The sequence below is a fragment of the Streptomyces sp. H27-D2 genome, assembly GCF_035828615.1.
Classification (GTDB): domain Bacteria; phylum Actinomycetota; class Actinomycetes; order Streptomycetales; family Streptomycetaceae; genus Streptomyces.
Window position 1 is genome coordinate 1 of sequence record NZ_JAYMZR010000081.1, and the last position, 17,200, is coordinate 17,200.

General features: G+C 71.3%; 14 protein-coding genes and 1 pseudogene. 11 read left to right on the top strand and 4 right to left on the bottom strand.

From position 1 onward, the window contains the following. Positions 1–509: pseudogene (locus QMK28_RS25900) on the top strand (IS701 family transposase); the annotation flags it as partial. Here QMK28_RS25900 and QMK28_RS25905 read toward each other — a convergent pair. Further along, a complete protein-coding gene (locus QMK28_RS25905; RefSeq protein ID WP_326442005.1) occupies positions 497–2,449 on the bottom strand; it encodes a helix-turn-helix domain-containing protein in 1,953 nt (650 codons plus the stop codon). The pseudogene QMK28_RS25900 and the gene QMK28_RS25905 sit on opposite strands and share 13 nt — an antisense overlap. Positions 2,450–2,841: 392 nt before the next feature. Here QMK28_RS25905 and QMK28_RS25910 point away from each other — a divergent pair, with 392 nt between their 5' ends. Both QMK28_RS25910 and pabB read left to right on the top strand, forming a co-directional pair. Continuing rightward, positions 2,842–3,429, top strand: coding sequence for a 50S ribosomal protein L11 methyltransferase (locus QMK28_RS25910; RefSeq protein WP_326442006.1), 588 nt, complete (start codon positions 2,842–2,844; stop codon positions 3,427–3,429). A 55-nt stretch (positions 3,430–3,484) separates the two neighbouring features. Further along, on the top strand, positions 3,485–5,701 hold the full coding sequence (gene pabB, locus QMK28_RS25915) for an aminodeoxychorismate synthase component I (protein ID WP_326442007.1): 2,217 nt from the start codon (positions 3,485–3,487) through the stop codon (positions 5,699–5,701). A 107-nt stretch (positions 5,702–5,808) separates the two neighbouring features. Here pabB and QMK28_RS25920 read toward each other — a convergent pair whose 3' ends face one another. Continuing rightward, positions 5,809–6,999, bottom strand: coding sequence for a transaldolase family protein (locus QMK28_RS25920; protein WP_326442008.1), 1,191 nt, complete (start codon positions 6,997–6,999; stop codon positions 5,809–5,811). Positions 7,000–7,351: 352 nt separating this feature from the next. Between QMK28_RS25920 and QMK28_RS25925 the strand changes: the two genes are divergently transcribed. From QMK28_RS25925 to QMK28_RS25960, 8 genes are all read left to right on the top strand, one after another. After that, a complete protein-coding gene (locus tag QMK28_RS25925) occupies positions 7,352–7,840 on the top strand; it encodes a PhzA/PhzB family protein (RefSeq protein WP_326442009.1) in 489 nt (162 codons plus the stop codon). Between the two features lie 27 nt (positions 7,841–7,867). Beyond that, positions 7,868–9,040, top strand: coding sequence for a 3-deoxy-7-phosphoheptulonate synthase (locus QMK28_RS25930; RefSeq protein ID WP_326442010.1), 1,173 nt, complete (start codon positions 7,868–7,870; stop codon positions 9,038–9,040). A 168-nt stretch (positions 9,041–9,208) separates the two neighbouring features. Then, positions 9,209–9,832: an isochorismatase family protein gene (locus tag QMK28_RS25935; protein ID WP_326442011.1), complete on the top strand. Its 624-nt coding sequence runs from the start codon at positions 9,209–9,211 to the stop codon at positions 9,830–9,832. A gap of 80 nt (positions 9,833–9,912) precedes the next feature. Further along, on the top strand, positions 9,913–11,793 hold the full coding sequence (locus QMK28_RS25940; RefSeq protein WP_326442027.1) for an anthranilate synthase family protein: 1,881 nt from the start codon (positions 9,913–9,915) through the stop codon (positions 11,791–11,793). 53 nt (positions 11,794–11,846) lie between these two features. Beyond that, positions 11,847–12,716, top strand: coding sequence for a PhzF family phenazine biosynthesis protein (locus QMK28_RS25945; protein WP_326442012.1), 870 nt, complete (start codon positions 11,847–11,849; stop codon positions 12,714–12,716). Between the two features lie 126 nt (positions 12,717–12,842). Next, positions 12,843–13,490, top strand: a complete 648-nt coding sequence (gene phzG / locus QMK28_RS25950) for a phenazine biosynthesis FMN-dependent oxidase PhzG (RefSeq protein ID WP_326442013.1) — start codon at positions 12,843–12,845, stop codon at positions 13,488–13,490. Positions 13,491–13,551: 61 nt separating this feature from the next. Beyond that, positions 13,552–14,043: a PhzA/PhzB family protein gene (locus tag QMK28_RS25955; protein WP_326442014.1), complete on the top strand. Its 492-nt coding sequence runs from the start codon at positions 13,552–13,554 to the stop codon at positions 14,041–14,043. A gap of 99 nt (positions 14,044–14,142) precedes the next feature. Beyond that, complete coding sequence (locus QMK28_RS25960; RefSeq protein WP_326442015.1) at positions 14,143–15,147, top strand: methyltransferase; 1,005 nt, start codon at positions 14,143–14,145, stop codon at positions 15,145–15,147. Between the two features lie 67 nt (positions 15,148–15,214). On the opposite strand, the gene QMK28_RS25965 is transcribed toward QMK28_RS25960, so the two are convergent. Together QMK28_RS25965 and QMK28_RS25970 are read right to left on the bottom strand one after the other, a co-directional pair. After that, positions 15,215–15,661: a response regulator gene (locus QMK28_RS25965; RefSeq protein WP_326442016.1), complete on the bottom strand. Its 447-nt coding sequence runs from the start codon at positions 15,659–15,661 to the stop codon at positions 15,215–15,217. Next, positions 15,658–17,190: a sensor histidine kinase gene (locus QMK28_RS25970; RefSeq protein WP_443050825.1), complete on the bottom strand. Its 1,533-nt coding sequence runs from the start codon at positions 17,188–17,190 to the stop codon at positions 15,658–15,660. Before QMK28_RS25970 ends, QMK28_RS25965 begins: the two co-directional genes overlap by 4 nt. Positions 17,191–17,200 lie beyond the last annotated feature (10 nt).

Consider the following 17,200-nt stretch of genomic DNA (forward strand, 5'->3'; position numbering starts at 1 on the left):
CGCTGCCCGGCCACGGCGGCGCGGAGCCGCTGCCCGCCCACCAGTTGCTGGGCCTCGCCAGGAAGCTGCGGCGGCAGGTCCTGTGGCGCGACCCGGCGGCGGGCTCGGCGCCGCGGACGAGTCTGGTCGCCGGTGTCCGGGTCAGTCCGCCGGGCCGGCACGCGTGGGCCGGGCGCGGGCAAGGATGCGGGGATCTGCTCCTGCTGGGGGTGGGCGCCGATGCCCGGCGCTGGCCCTCCGAGGTGTGGCTCACCGATATGACCGACGCCGACCCGGCCGCGCTGCTGCGGCTGACGGCGCTGCTGAACCGCGTCGACCGGGACTCCGAGCGGATCGCCGACCGGGTGGGCATCCGGGACTTCGCGGGCCGGTCCTTCAACGGCTGGCACCGCCATATGACGCTCGCCTCAGCGGCCCACGCGGTCGCGGCCCTCTCCGGCCCGGCGGGAGCGCAGCCGGCGGCCCGGCAGCAGTGGACCGGGCAGCGGCCGGTGCGTCATTCGGCCTGATCACCGGCCGGTTCCTCGCCCTCCGGCGCCGCCTGACGGCCCCGGAGCCCGTCGAGAATCCGGGACAGCCGCAGCGCGAGCTGGATTTCGAGCGACCGCTCGGGGTTGTGCCAGCCGGTGCCGAGCAGCTCGCCGATCCGCTCCAGGCGCCGGGCGACGGTGTTGGGGTGCACATGCAGCCGCTTGGCCGCGTGCGTGGGACTGCCGCCGGCCTCGAAGTACGTTTCGAGGGTGCGGGTCAGTTCGGTGCAGCGCTGCCGGTCGTAGTCGACGACGGGGCCGATCGCGCCGGCGATGAACCCTTCGACGTCGTGGTTGTCGGAGAGCAGCACGCCGAGGAAGCCCAGCTCACGGGCGGAGGCGGAACGGCCGGTCGCACCCAGCGCCGTCATGGCGTCGAGGCAGCGCTGCGCCTCCTGGTAGCCGTCGTACACCGAGCCGGGGTCGTTCACCGGGCCGGCCGCGCTCACCGTGACCGGGCAGCCGAGCAGCGGCGAGAGTTCGGCCGACACCGCGCGGGCGGCGGCGCCCGCGTCCGTGCCCGGCAGCAGCAGGACGACGCAGCCGTCGTGTCTGCTCTTGAGCCCGCCCATCCGGTTCGTGTACGAGGCGGCCCACAGGCCCGGTTTGCCCTGTACGGCGCCTTCGGGCCGGGCGATGACGACGAGGTGCGGTTTGTACAGTTCGAGGCCGAGCCGGCGGGCCCGCTTCTCCAGTTGCTGGAGCGGGCGTTGCGGCCGGAACAGCAGGTCGTCGAGGAGTTCGTCGCGTACTTGGCCCTCGGTGATCGCCGTCCTGTTGTTCTCCAGCAGCAGGAGGATCGCCATGGCCTGGGCGGCCAGTCGGAGTAACTGCTCGTCGCGGTCGCCGAAGGCGCGGCCGGCGTGCAGGAAGAGGGTGCCCAGTCCCTCGGTGCCCGCCGAGATCGGCGCGGCCCACAGGCCGCCGCCCAGCGGTACGGGGCCGCGGGCGGCGTGCGCGTCCCGCCGCCCCTTGGCCAGTGCCTCGGGCTCTACCGGGATGCCGCCGGCCGTCGCCAGGGTGCTGCCGTTGGGGGCGTCCACCCGCAGCGGGCCGCCCAGGTGAGCGCTCGCCTCTTCGGCCAGGGCCTGCAGGCCGCTGCCGTCGAGGGCCATGCCGACCAGGCGGGTGTGTATCCCGCGCAGTTCGAGGACGTCCCGCAGGTCGTCCTCGGTCCTGGCGGCGTGCTGTTCGATCGCGGTCACCTGGGAGGTGACGTCGTCGAGGAGCTGCACCTTCTCGATGGCCACGCCGGCCAGATCGCCGAGGGAGCTCATCAGCGCTATCTCGTCGGCCGTGAAGTGCCGGACGTTGCGGTCCGCGACGTAGAGGGTGCCGAACGGCCGGGTGCCGCGGCTCAGCGGCACCACCATGATGGTGCGCAGCCCTTCGGCGCGCACCACGTCGTCGATCAGCGGGCTGTGCCGGAAGCGCTCGTCGGCGAGGTAGTCGGAGGTCCAGAACGGCGCGGGGCTGTCCAGCACGTCGCCGCCCATGCCCGTGTCGCTGGGGTGCCGCAGGCCGATGTTGAGGGTGGAGGTGTGGCCGTCGGAGGCGCGGACGTGGACGTATCCGGGCTCCTCGTCGGGGAAGCCGATATACGACATGTCGAGCCCGAGCAGCAGCCTGGCCCGCCGGGTGATGATCCGCAGCAGGGCGTCGAGGTCGTGCGGTCCTGAGAGGTCGCGGGCGGTGTCGACGAGAGCCGCGAGACCGGCCTCGCGCTGGTGCCGCCGCATGGACTGGGAGTGGATGCTCAGCCCCAGCTGTTTGGCCCGCTCCAGGCGGTCCAGTTCGGGACCTGTGGCGCCGTCCCGCCGTGCTCGCTCCACCAGTTCCTCGAACTGGCCGGGCGGAGCTTCCCCCGCCAGCAGTTCGAGGACGGCCAGAGCTTCGGACTCGCCACCTCCGCGCGGCACGATCCCTTCCTCTCCCCGTTTCACAGCCACCCGAAATGAGGGACCGCGTACGCCTGGAAGCTATAGATCACGGGTGTCCGGCGTCAACCAAGATCAGTGGAGGTGTGCCGGGACCCCGCCGACGCCAATGGTGGCCGGACCACTGCACCGGGCGGCCCGATGTGTCACTAGATCACCTTCCGGCATTCCGCTCCCGTACCCGAGTGTTGATGCGGGCCCAGCGTGAGCTGTGGCCCGGTATCGCAGCTTATGGGGGAATGCAGGTGTCGGAGGTCGGGGATTACCAAAGTTCACTGGAGCGCAGCCGGGAGGCGTCGCTGAGCCGGAATCGACCGAAAGCGTTCACACTCGACGGCCGGGAATGGGATCTGTTTCCAGAAGTTTTCGCTCCGGTGAGCTCCCCGTCAACCGCGGTTTCGCTGAATCTCCTCGACCTCTCCGGGCCCGACGCCCCGTCGCGCACCGGCTCGCTGCTGGAGATCGGCTGCGGCACCGGGGTGATCGCGGTGTCCGCCGCGCTGGCCGGCTGCGAACGGGTCGTCGCCACCGACATCAACCCCTCGGCCGTCCGCAACGCCGCCGCCAACGCCGCCCGGCACGGCGTCGCCGGGCAGGTCCGCACCGTGCTCAGTGACCTGTTCGCGGGGCTGGACGCACAGGACCGGTTCGACACCGTCTTCTGGCACTCCAACTACGTCCTGGCGCCCGAGCGGTACGAATACCGCGACATGCACGAGCGCGGGTACGTCGATCCGGGCTACGCGGCGCACCGCCGCTTCCTGGCCGAGGCGCCGGACCGGCTGACCCCGAACGGCTCCGCGCTGCTGCATTTCAGCAGCCGGGGCGACCAGGCCCGGCTGCGGCGGGAGGCGGCGGCCTGCGGGCGCGGACTGCGGCTGCTGCGCAGCGTCATGGACCGGGAGGGCGAGCATGAGATCGAGCACATGCTGCTGAACGTCACGACCACCCCCACCCGGTGATCCGGAACCGGTACGGCCCGGACATCGGCGGAAGGGATCAACAGTGGAGAATGCCGTGCGCACGCTACTGATAGACAATCACGACTCATTCACTTATAACCTGTTCCATTATCTGGCCGAGGTGAACGGCCGGGAACCGGAAGTCGTGGTGAACGACGACCCCACCTGGCGGATCGGCCACCTGGCCGCCTTCGACAATGTGGTCCTTTCCCCCGGTCCGGGAACTCCGGGCCGCGCGGCCGATTTCGGAATCTGCCGCGAAGTGGTGGAGTGCGGCGGACTGCCGACGCTCGGCGTGTGCCTGGGCCATCAGGGCCTGGCATTGTTGAATGGCGGACGAGTGGCGCGGGCCCCCGAGCCGTACCACGGGCGCACCTCCCAAGTGCTGCATACACGGACCGGATTGTTCGCGGGAATTCCCTCGCCCTTCGACGTCGTGCGCTATCACTCGCTGGCCGTCGACCGGCTGCCGCCGGCCCTGGAGCCGACCGCCTGGACGCGGGACGGAATCCTCATGGCGCTCCGGCACCGCGAACGGCCGCTGTGGGGCGTGCAGTTCCACCCCGAGTCCATCGGCAGCAGCTACGGCAGGGAACTGCTGGCCAACTTCCGCGACCTGAGCCGGCTGAGCGACTCGGCCGGGCGGCGCGGGACAGGGCGGGGCGACAGCGGGCGGCGCGGGAGCGCTCAGCGCGGCAGCAGTCAGCGCGGGAGCCGAGCACGCCGGGTGGCCGCGGCCCCCGCCGCGCCCGTACAGCGCGCTCAGCAGCCGCCCGCACGGCGACTGCGCGTGCTGGCCAGGTCCCTGCCCACCCGCTGGACCGACGAGGCGGCCTTCGACGGACTGTTCCGCGGCGGCGAGCACGCCTACTGGCTGGACAGCAGCCGGCCGGACGATCGGGCGGGGCGCTTCTCCATCATGGGGAACGCGTCCGGCCCACTGTCCAGGGTGGCCACCGCGGACGTGTGGAGCAGCACGGTGACGGTACGGTCCGCGGCGGCCACCGAAGTCGTCACGGGCGAGTTCCTGACCTGGCTCGACCGGGACCTGCGCGCGATCGAGACCGAAGTCCCCGAGCTGCCTTTCGACTTCGCGCTGGGCTGGGTCGGCTATCTGGGCTACGAGCTGAAGGCCCAGAGCGGCGGCGACCCGGCCCACCGCTCCCGGGAGCCGGACGCCGTCATGGTCTTCGGCGACCGGGCCCTGGTGCTGGACCATCTGACCGGCGTCAGCTACCTCCTCACGCTGACCGAGGACACCCCCGAGACGCCCCGGTGGGCAGCCGGGCGCCAGCCGCGGGCAGCCGAGCCCTCGCAGGAGGCCGCCCGCGGCTGGCTCGACGACGCCGCCCAGCGGCTCGCCGCGGCCGGCTACGCACCGGACGCCGTCCCGCCGCGGCGGCCGGAGCCGGCCGGTGAGCCGAGCCTGCGGCACACACCGGAGCGCTACCTCAAGCTCATCGCGCAGTGCCAGGAGGAGATAGCCGCCGGTGAGACCTACGAGGTCTGCCTCACCAACATGATCGAAGCCCCGGGCGGCCTCGACCCGTGGGACGCCTACCGGGTGCTGCGCCGCGCGAACCCCGCCCCGTACGGCGTGCTGCTCGGCTTCGGGCCGGTGTCCGTGCTGGGCACCTCCCCCGAACGGTTCCTCAAGGTCGGCCGGGACGGCTGGGTGTCGTCCGAGCCGATCAAGGGGACGCGCTCGCGGGGCGCCACCCCGCTGGAGGACCGGGAGTTGGCGGCCGAGCTGAAGACCAGCGAGAAGGACCGCGCCGAGAACCTGATGATCGTGGACCTGGTCCGGCACGACCTCGGCCGGTGCGCGGAGGTCGGCTCCGTCGAGGCGGACGACATCCTCCGGGTCGAGACGTACGCGAAAGCGCATCAACTCGTCAGCACGGTCCGCGCGAAGCTGCGCCGGGACAGTTCCGCGGTGGACTGCGTACGGGCCGCGTTCCCGCCCGGCTCGATGACCGGGGCCCCGAAGATCCGCACGATGCGGATCATCGACCGGCTGGAGGAGGGGCCGCGCGGGATCTACTCCGGGGCCGTCGGCTACTTCTCGCTGACGGGCGCGGCCGACCTGAGCGTGGTGATCCGCACCGCCGTGCTGACGCGTGGGCTGGTGCGCTACGGAGTCGGCGGGGCGATCATCGCGCTGTCCGACCCGGACGACGAGTACGCGGAGACGGTCGTCAAATCGGCCCCCTTCACGGCCCTCACCGGCGCGCGGCTGCCGCACGGGTGCCCGGACGCCTTGGCGCGGTGAGGACGGACGGGGCAGACGGGGGTGGGCGAGGCGGGAGGAGCGGCGGGAGACCGGAGCTGGGGCGCCGGGGCCGGGGCCGGGGCCGGGGCCGGGGCCGGGGCCGAGCGTCACATCGGGTCCCCAGCCCGTTCGACCGACTCCGCCGCCACCGCAGCCGGCTCCCCCGCCCTCTCGACCGACTCCGCCACCGCGGCCCGCAGCCCGCGCCAGGCGGCGCTCAGCCGGTCGAGGCACTCGGCGGCGAGTCTGCGGGCGACCGTGTCGTACGGGATGCCGAGCAGATCGAGGCCGTCCAGCACGGACTGGGCGCCGCGGTGCGTGCCCAGCAGGGTGTCCCCGCGCGGTTCGCAGCGGTGCACGGCGGCGAGCGCGGCGGGCGTCAGGGCGATGACGGTGTTCCAGCCGACGAGCCGCTCCAGGTACCGGACCGCCGAGAGCCCGAGGGCCTCCGACGCATCCGAGGAGGCCGAAGGCACCGGCGCGGTGGTCCACATCAGCCGCTGCGGCCGACCGCCGGCCCGGGACAGCGCCCGCCAGCGGCTGCTGCCGAGCCGCTCGTCCAGCAGCCGGTACACCAGGCGAGCGCTGGCGCGGGCCGCCTCGCCGAGCAGCGGCCGGGCCGCCGCGGTTCCCGACTCGACCAGTAACCGGTCGACTTCGGCGTCGATGGGCTGCACGGCCATCGAGGCGACGCAGGCGATCGAGGACAGCCGCAGGCCGGCTTTCCCTGCCAGCTCCAGGCCGTCCATATGGGCCCGCAGCACCGCGTCGTACTGCTGGGCGGAGCAGATCCCGCAGGCGTGCACGCCGATGCCCTGCGCGAGGCAGTCCCGGATCGCCGCGAGTCCCTGGCCGACGGCCGGAATCCGGACGAGCACATTGGGCCGGTCCACGGCCCGGACGAGTTCGCGCGCATAGCCGGCGGCCGACGGGGCGTCGTGCAGCAGGCCGGGGTCCAGGGCCATCGAGACGTGCCCGTCGTGTCCGCGGGTGGCCTCGTGCACCCCGCGCAGCGCGTCGCACGCCAGCCGGACGTCGTCGACGACGAGCTCCCGTACGGCCCGCTCCAGCGGGACTCCGCGCCCCGCGAGCCGGCCCGACCGCCCCCGGCGGGCGTCGCCTTCGGCGATAGCGATGGCGGCGGCCGGGCCCGGCTCGCAGACGACTCCCCTGATGCCCGCGTACCGCACCAGCCAGGCCAGCCGGCCGGAGACCAGGACGCTCCGGTCGACTCCCTCCAGCCAGGGCGAGACCCCTTCGTTGATGAGCTGCCGCAGCGGGTCCGGCGCCGGTGTCATGCCCCGTTCCGCCATCGTGGGAAGCACCTCTTCTCCGGGTCTTCGCAGGACCGTGCACGGTCCTGCGAAGAGCACGTGAAGTGAAACTACAGTGCAGTTCACGGAGGTGGGCCCCACCGTTTGCGCGTATGTCAACTCCATATTCGCGGGAAAACCCCCCGACTTGATGGATCGTCACGCCACTTGACGGAGTAACGCGAAGGGCATTGGCGGGCGCGGTAGCCGTGGGTCAGGATCTGCCCAGAGCCGGGGCGCAGCTCGCCGCCCCCCTTCCAACCGGCCACCCCCGCCGACCGGCATGCCATCCGCAGCCGCAGAGACGTTCACCCCCATCACCTCTGGAGGAACAGCCATGCCTGAATCCACTGACGGCCCGGGGTTCGACGGCGACGCCGGACTCCGCCGGCTCAACCGGGCCACGGTCGAGACGTACATGAACACCAAGGGCCAGGACCGCCTGCGACGGCACACCCTGTTCACCGAGGACGGCAGCGGCGGCCTGTGGACCACCGACACCGGCGCCCCCATCGTCATCAACGGCCGGGACCGGCTCGCGGAGCACGCGGTGTGGTCACTGAAGTGCTTCCCGGACTGGGAATGGATCAATATCCAGGTGTTCGAGACGCAGAACCCGAACCAGTTCTGGGTCGAATGCGACGGCGAAGGAAAGATCTTCTTCCCCGGATACCCCGAGGGCTATTACCGCAATCACTTTCTCCACTCGTTCCTGCTGGAGAACGGCAAGATCAGGCAGAACCGCGAATTCATGAACCCCTTCGAGCAACTGCGCGCACTGGGCATCCCGGTGCCGGAGATCAAGCGAGAAGGAATACCCACCTAGGCGGGATTCTCCGGACGGGAGAGAGCAGTGGACAACGTATTGCCCGATTTTCGGCTCCGTGAGGCTCTGCAACAGCCCGAATGGAGCGACGCAGCACAGGTTCAGCGCGTACGGGAAGCCCTGGCGTCCCGCCCCCCACTCGTCAGGGCCGATGATGTCCGCGCCCTGCGCTCCCTCCTCGCCCGGGTCGCCGCTGGAGAGGCCCACGTCGTGCAGTCCGGCGACTGCGCCGAGGACCCTGACGAGTGCACCAGCGGGCATGTCGGGCGCAAGACCGCCGTGCTCGACCTGCTGGCCGGCTCGCTCAAGATGGTCACCCACAAACCGGTGGTGCGCGTCGGCCGCGTCGCCGGCCAGTTCGCCAAGCCCCGGTCCAAGCCCACCGAGCAGATCGACGGCGTCGAACTCCCGGTGTTCCGGGGCCATATGGTCAACTCCCCGGAGCCCGACCCGGAGGGCCGGCGGCCCGACCCGCTGCGGCTGCTGACCGGCTACATGGCGGCCGGCGACATCATGGAGAACCTGGGCTGGCGGGGCCAGAACGGCCGCCCGACCATCGAGCCGCCCATCTGGACCAGCCACGAGGCGCTGCTGCTCGACTACGAGATCCCCATGCTGCGCCGGGACGAGCAGGGACGGCTGCTGCTCGCCTCCACCCACTGGCCCTGGATCGGCGAGCGCACCCGCCAGTTGGAGGGCGCCCATGTCGCTCTGCTCGCCGAGGTCGTCAACCCGATCGCCTGCAAGGTCGGCCCCAGCATGACCCCGGCGGAGCTGCTCGCCCTGTGCGAGCGGCTCGACCCCTGGCGCGAGCCCGGCCGGCTCACCCTCATCGCCCGGATGGGCGCCGACAACGTCGCCGACCGGCTGCCCCCGCTCGTCGACGCGATACGGGCCGCGGGCCACCCGGTCTGCTGGCTGAGCGACCCCATGCACGGCAACACCGTGACAGCCCCCGACGGACACAAGACCCGCCTGGTGTCCACCGTCTCGCGGGAGGTCAGGACCTTCCAGCAGGCCGTCACCGCCTCGGGCGGCGTCGCGGGCGGACTGCATCTGGAGACCACCCCGGACGACGTCACCGAGTGCGCCTCCGACCCGTCCGCGCTCGACCGGGTCGGGGACCGCTACACGAGCTTCTGCGACCCGCGCCTCAACCCGTGGCAGGCCGTCTCCGTCGTGTCGGCCTGGAGCCGGTGACCCGAGCGGGTCCACCGCCCCCGAGCTCGCGTACCCCAACGGCCCGTACCCCACCGCTCCGCCGCCCCCACCGCTCCGTACCCGAGCGGTCCGGCACCCAGGGCCTCGGCCCCGGACAGGGCTCCGGCCCCGGACCGAGCGAAGCGACAGAACCAGGAGAAGAAGGCCATGGCCGGCATCCCGACTATCGAGCCCTACCCCCTTCCGACAGCGGGCGATCTGCCCGCCAACACCGCCCGGTGGACCGTCGATGCGGACCGCGCGGTGCTCCTCGTGCACGACATGCAGCGGTACTTCGTCCAGCCCTTCCCGTCCGCCGTGCGCGACGAACTCGTACGCAACGCGGCTCTGTTGCGCGAGCGTTGCACGGCGCTCGGCGTCCCGGTCGCCTACACCGCGCAGCCCGGCGGCATGAGCGAGGCGGACCGCGGCCTGCTCAAGGACTTCTGGGGGCCCGGCATGCGGACCTCCCCCGCCGACCGCGAGGTGATCGACGAACTGGCCCCCGCCGCGGGCGACTGGGTGTTCACCAAGTGGCGCTACAGCGCGTTCTTCCGCTCCCAGTTGCTGGAGCGGATGCGGCAGAGCGGTCGCGACCAGCTGATCGTGTGCGGGGTGTACGCGCACGTCGGCGTGCTGATGACGGCGGTCGAGGCGTTCACCCACGACATCCAGCCCTTCCTGGTCGCCGACGCCGTCGCCGACTTCTCCGAGGGGTACCACCGGCTGGCTCTCGGCTACGCGGCGGAGCGCTGCGCCATGGTCGTCACCGCCAAGGAGATCCTCCCGTGACCGGCGCCCCGGCGAGCCCCGCCGGAACCGCCACCGGCGCGTCGGCGGGGGCCGGCCCCGCCGACGACCTGCTCGGCCGCGTGCTGGGGTCGTGTCCGCCGGCCTTCGCCGTCCTGCACCGCCCCGAAGCGGCCCGCCCCGGCGGCCAGGACGTACTGGACGTGCTGATCGGCGAGGTGTCGCTGCCCGGCACTCTCGCCGACATCCCGCTCGCCGACACCCCACGCGCCGAGGACCCGGCGACCCCCGCCCCGGGCGAGCCGCGGCACGAAGTGCTCGTCGTCATCCCCTACCGGCAGATCGCCGAGCGCGGCTTCAGCTGCGCCGACGACGGCTCGCCGCTGATCGCGATGACGGTGGACCGCCAGCAGAAGGCCGCCGTCGCCGAGGCGCTCCCCCGGCTGCCGGAGGTGCCGACCGTGCTCACGGGCGGGCACTTCGACGTGGACGACGAGGCGTACGCGGACACCGTCCGCAAGGTCATCAAGGACGTGATCGGCGAGGGCGAGGGCGCCAACTTCGTCATCAAGCGCTCCTTCGTCGCCGACATCAGCGACTACGGGCCGCACAGCGCGCTGGCCTTCTTCCGCCGTCTGCTGGAGCGCGAGTCCGGCGCGTACTGGACGTTCATCATCCACACCGGCACCCGCACCTTCGTCGGCGCGAGCCCCGAGCGGCACATCAGCCTGCACGACGGCACCGCCGTCATGAACCCCATCAGCGGCACCTACCGCTACCCGCCGACCGGACCCACGCTGCCCGAGGTGATGGACTTCCTCGCCGACCGCAAGGAGGCCGACGAGTTGTACATGGTGGTGGACGAAGAACTCAAGATGATGGCCCGGATCTGCGAGACGGGCGGCCGGGTCGTCGGCCCGTACCTCAAGGAGATGGCCCGGCTCGCGCACACCGAGTACTTCATCGAGGGGCGCAGCACCCGCGATGTGCGCGAGATCCTGCACGAGACCCTGTTCGCGCCCACCGTCACCGGCAGTCCGCTGGAGAGCGCCTGCCGGGTCATCGACCGCTACGAGCCGCAGGGCCGCGGCTACTACAGCGGGATCGCCGCCCTCATCGGGCGCGACGAACGCGGCGGCCGCACTCTCGACTCCGCGATCCTCATCCGCACCGCCGACATCGACGGCGGCGGCCGGGTGCGGATCGGCGTCGGCGCCACTCTGGTACGCCACTCCGACCCGGCCTCCGAGGTCGCCGAGACCCGCGCCAAGGCGGCCGGCCTGCTCGCGGCGCTGGAGTCGGGCGGGCCCGCGCGCTTCAGCACCCACCCCCGGGTGCTCGCCGCGCTGGAGCTTCGCAACACGGGCATCGCGGACTTCTGGCTCCAGCGGTCCGGGGAGCGCGAGCCGCAGCGGCCCGGGATGGCCGGCCTCCGGGTGCTGGTCGTCGACGCCGAGGACACCTTCACCTCAATGATCGACCATCAACTCCGTTCGCTGGGACTGTCGGTGACGGTGCGCCGGTTCGACGAGGCGTACGCGTTCGAAAGCTACGACCTCGTCGTGCTGGGGCCAGGCCCCGGCGACCCGCGCGAGACGGCGCACCCCAAGATCGACCATCTGAGCTCGGCGGTGCGCAGGCTGCTGGCGGAACGGCGGCCGTTCATCGCGGTCTGCCTGAGCCACCAGGTGCTCAGCCTCCAGCTCGGCTTCGAACTGGCCCGCAGGGACGTCCCCAACCAGGGCGTGCAGAAGGAGATCGATCTCTTCGGAGCCCGCGAGCGGGTCGGCTTCTACAACACCTTCGCCGCCCGCAGCCAGGAGGAGAAGACCGAGGTCGACGGCGTGGGCGTGGTGGAGGTGAGCCGGGACGAGCGGACGGGCGAGGTGCACGCGCTGCGCGGCCCGCACTTCGCCTCGATGCAGTTCCACGCCGAGTCGGTGCTCACTCAGGACGGCCCGCGGATCGTCGGGAGGGTCATGAGGGAGGTGCTCGGCGTATGAACCGGGCCACTCGGAACATCGGCAGGTCCCGCACACCCCGCACGTCGTGAAACGTGAACCGTGAACACCACTGGATGGAGAGCCAGATGCACTCGTACGTCGTCGTGGACGCCTTCGCGGACAAGCCGCTGGAAGGCAACCCGGTGGCCGTCTTCCTCGACAGCGCCGACCTCACCGCCGAGCGCATGCAGCGCATCGCCCGGGAGATGAACCTCTCCGAAAGCACCTTCGTCCTGCCCGCGCGGGAGGGCTGCGACGCCCGCATCCGCATCTTCACCCCGGTCAACGAACTGCCTTTCGCCGGGCATCCGTTGCTGGGCACGGCCATCGCGCTCGGCGAGAGTGCGAAGAAGGACCGACTGCGGCTGGAGACGGCCATGGGCGTCATCCCCTTCGAACTCGACCGCCGGGACGGCCTGGTGGTGGCCGCCCGGATGCGGCAGCCGATCCCCGCCTGGGAACCGTACGAGTACGCGGACGAGTTGCTGGCCGCGCTGGGCGTACGGTCCTCCACCCTCCCGGTGGAGATCTACCGCAACGGGCCGCGGCACGTCTTCGTCGGCTTCGAGAGCGTCGCGGCGCTCTCGGCGGTCGACCCCGACCACCGCGCGCTGGCGAAGTTCCCCGATATGGCCGCCAACTGCTTCGCGGGCTCCGGCGCCCGCTGGCGGAGCCGGATGTTCTCGCCCGCGTACGGCGTGGTCGAGGACGCGGCGACGGGCTCGGCCGCCGGCCCGCTCGCGATCCATCTCGCGCGGCACGGCCTCGCGGAGTACGGGCAGGCGATCGAGATCCTCCAGGGCGTCGAGATGGGCCGCCCCTCGACCATGCGGGCCCTCGCCGAGGGGTCGGGGGACCTGGTCGACGACGTCGAGGTCGGCGGCGACGGCGTCATCATGGCGCGCGGCACGATCTATGTGTGAGATACCCGAACTCCCCTATCAGGTAAGGGAGTTACGCATCCGCAAGGCCGTGGGCCCGGAGCGCGGCAGCCGCAAGGCCGTGGCCCCCGGAACGCAGCGGACAGCGAACGAATGCCGGAGGCGTAGATGAGCGCAATCAAGTCGGAGTCCCTCACCGGTTCCCTCGACTTCGTCTTTCCCGAGTACGAGCATCCCGCGGCGGATCCGATCGCCCTCTTCCGCGACTGGTTCGCCAACGCGCGCGACCAGGGGGTACGGGAGCCGGCCGCGCTGGCGCTGGCCACCGCCGACGCCCGGGGCCGCGCCTCGAACCGCATCGTCGTGGTGAACTCGGTGACGCCCGAGGGGCTGGTCTTCACCAGCCACGCCGACAGCCGCAAGGGACGGGAGCTGGCGGCCACGGCGTGGGCTTCGGGGCTGCTGTACTGGCGTGAGACCAGCCAGCAGGTCATCCTCAGCGGCCCGGTCGAACGGCTCTCCGAGGAGCGGTCCGAGGCCCTCTGGGCGGCCCGGCCCCTCGCCGCGCACCCGATGTCGGTCGCCTCCCGGCAGAGCTCCCCGCTCGACGGCCTCGCGGAGGTCGAGGCGCTGCGCGAGGAAGCCCGGCGGCTGACCGACGCCGGCGGCCCGCTGCCCCGCCCCGCCGGGTTCGTCGGCTATCAACTCATTCCGTCCGCAGTGGAGTTCTGGTACGCGCGCCCCGACCGGCTGCACCAGAGGCTGCGCTACGACCGCACCGGCGACGGCTGGACCGCCTCCCGCCTCCAGCCGTAGCGCTCTCCCTTCTCGCTCTCCCCCTTCTTGCTCCCCCTTTCACCGATTTGCGAGGTTCCCCATGGCTGACGACACCGCACAGGCACAGCAGACCGAGCGGGACGACGCGCTCCGGCGGCTCAACCGCGCCACAGTCGAGAAGTACATGCGCACCGGCGGCCAGGCCCGGCTGGAGCGCTACACCCTGTTCACCGAGGACGGCAGCGGCGCGCTCTTCTACACCGACATCGGCCAACCGATCGTCGTGCGGGGGCGCGAGAAGCTCAAGGCGCACGGGGTGCTGTCGCTGAAGGTGCTCCCCGACTGGCTCTGGATCGGGGTCGAGATCTACGACACCCAGGACCCCAACCGCTTCTGGGTGGAGTGCGACGGAGAAGGCAAGATCCTCTTCCCCGGCTATCCGGAAGGGATCTACCGCAATCACTTCATCCACTCCTTCGTACTCGACGACGGACGGATCGAGGAGACCAGGGAATACACGAACCCCATCGAGCACATGCGCGCCCTGGGCATCGAGACGCCCGGCATCAAGCGGGACTGGATTCCCACCTAGCACGATTCACGCCTAGCACGCATTCCAACCAGCACGCTTTCCGGCTGATTCCGGAGTATCTTCCTTTTCCCTCCGAGGGGGTTCGTAATAATGGTCGACATGCAGGCGTCACGAGAGGTCGTGGACCTCATCACCGGCGCGTGGCGGACGCAGGCCGTCTACACCGCCGTCAAGCTGGGGCTGCCGGACCACATCGAGTCCGGGCAGGTCAGCAGCCGGGCGCTGGCGGAGCGGACCGGCGTGAGCGAGGACGTCGTGCACCGGCTGATGCGGCTGCTGGTCTCACTCGCGGTATTCGAGGGCGACGAGCGGACGGGTTACCGCAATACGGCCCTGAGTTCCACACTGCTGTCCGGCCGGCCCGGCTCGCTGCGCGATATGTGCCTGCTCTACGGCGAGGAATTCTACACAGCGTGGGGCCACGCCCAGACCGCCGTCGCCACGGGAATTCCCGGATTCGAGCAGGCCTACGGCCAGTCGCTCATCACCTATCTCAGCAAGGACGAGGAAGCGGCCGCGCGATTCCAGCGCGCGATGCAGGCGAGCAATTTCGTCTTCGACCATGTTCCCGAGGCACTCGACTTCTCCGGCGGCCCGATGGTGGTGGACGTCGGCGGCGGCAGCGGCCAACTGCTCGCCTCCGTACTGCGGGCCACCCCGGACGCCCGCGGCACACTGGTCGACCTCGACCACATGGTGCCCATCGCCCGCGAACAACTCGCCGCCGCCGTCGGCCTCGACCGCGTCGAGCTGGTGGCGCGGGACATCTTCGCGTCCGTCCCCGCCGGCGGCGACGTCTACCTGCTCTCCCGGGTGCTGGGCGACTGGGACGACGACGCGTGCGTACAACTGCTCGGCAACATCCGGCGGGCGATGGCCGACATCCCCGCCGCCCGGCTGGTGGTGCTCGAACGCGTCACGGCGGACGACGGCTCGACCGTACTGGCGGCGCTCTGGGACCTGCACCTGCTGGTCATGAACGGCGGGCGGCAGCGCACCCTCGACGACTACCGCTCGCTCTTCGCCCGGTCCGGCCTGCGGCTCGCGCGGACCCGCGACCTCCCCATGGAGACGACGGCGCTGGTCGCCGAGCCGACCTCTTGACCAGTGCTCCGTCCGGCTGACCAGTGCTCCGGCCTCCTGACCAGTGCTCCGTCCGGGCTACCCCGGCTCAGCGCCTGGGCAGCTTGACGACGGTGACGAAGAAGTCGTCGATCTGCCGGACGGCCGCGATGAACTGGTGGAAGTCCACCGGCTTGGTCACATAGGCGTTGGCGTGCAGTTTGTAGCTGCGCAGGATGTCCTCCTCGGCCGCGGACGTCGTCAGCACCACGACCGGGATGTGCTTGAGGTCGGGGTCGGACTTGATCCGATCCAGCACCTGGCGGCCGTCGTACTTGGGGAGGTTCAGGTCGAGGAGGATCAGGTCGGGGCTCACCGCGTCGGCGTGCTGCCCCCGGCGGTAGAGGAAGTCGAGCGCCTCCATGCCGTCGCGCACGACGTGCAGGGTGTTGCCGATCTTGTTGTCCTCAAAGGCTTCCCGGGTCATGAGCTCGTCGCCGGCGTCGTCCTCCACGAGCAGGACTTCGACGGGCTCGGGCGTCGGGACGGTGGTCATACGGTGGTTCCTTCCATGGCTGCCGCCTGCTCGTCCGCGGTGGCGGGCTCAGCGATCGCGGGGAGGCTGAAGAGCAGGCGCGCGCCGTCGGTGTGCTCGGCGTCGATCCGGATCCGGCCGCCGCTGTGCTCCACGATCTTCTTGCAGAGGGACAGGCCGATGCCGGTCCCCTCATAGGCGTCGCGGGCGTGCAGCCGCTGGAAGATGACGAAGACCTTGTCGGCGAACTCGGGCGGGATGCCGATGCCGTTGTCCGTCACCGCGAAGTTCCACACGGCGTCGTCGCGGTCGTGCTCGGCGGTGACCCGGACATGCGGCGCACGGTCCGGGTGGCGGAACTTGATCGCGTTGCCGATGAGGTTCTGCCACAGCATCGTCAGCAGCGTGGGATCGCCCAGCACCCGCGGGAGTGTTCCGGGCCGGTCCACGCGCGTGCCGGACTCCTCGGCGGCGGTGGCCACATTGCGCAGCGCGCGGTCCAGCACCTCGTCGAGCGCCACGGTCTGCTCGGTGTCGTCGATCCGGCCGACACGGGAGAAGGTGAGCAGGTCGTTGATCAGGACCTGCATGCGCTTGGCGCCGTCGACCGCGAAGGCGATGTAGCGCGTGCCGCGTTCGTCGAGCCGGTCCCCGTAGCGCTTCTCCAGCAACTGGCAGAAGGACGCGACCTTGCGCAGCGGTTCTTGCAGGTCGTGGGAGGCGACGTAGGCGAACTGTTCGAGTTCGGCGTTGGACCGGCGCAGCTCGCCGGCCTGGGCGTCCAGGTCGGCGGTCTGCTGGGTCAGGGTGGCCTCATTGCGCCGGGAGGTGACGAGGGCGGCGACCACCCGTACCCGCATGGCCTCGACCGCCTGGGCCACGGCCTGGAGATCGGCCGGCCCGTGTTCGGGGATGTGATGGTCGAAGGACCCGTCGGCGACGCGGTGGGCGGCGGCGCGCAGCGCGGTGAGCGGACGGGCCACGGTGAAGTGCAGAAGGATCGCGAGGGCCACGCCGCTGAACAGGAAAGTGGCCAGGATGGCGAGGAACACCTGGTTCCGTTGGGCGCGAACGTGTTCGAGGGCGGCGCGCGCGTCCTCGCGGGCCTGTTCGAGATGGTCGTTCTGGGCGGAGAGCAGCACCCGGATGCGGTCGAAGTCCTGTTTTCCCCGCTCGACGGAAACGGTGCTCCGCCCCGCCCCTCCGGCGGCGACGGCGGGGCCCGCGAAGTCACTGCGCCAGGTGTGGACGGCCGCGCCGATCGAGCGGAGATCGCCGAGCAACCGCTCGTTGTCGCGCATCAGTGCGCTCAGTCCGCTCCGGGCCTGCCGCTCGGCCTTGAGGCCGCGCGTGTACGGCGCGAGCAGGGCCCGGTCGCCGGTCAGCAGGTAGCCGCGGACTCCGGTCTCCTGGTCCAGCAGCGCCGCCTGCAACCGGAAGGCTTCGGCGCGGGCCGGGGCTATCTCGTCGACCAGCCGGTTCGACGCCTGGGTGGTACGCGCCAGCACGGTCGTTCCCACAGCGGCCGCGGCCAGGGTCAGGACGCCCATCACGGCGAGC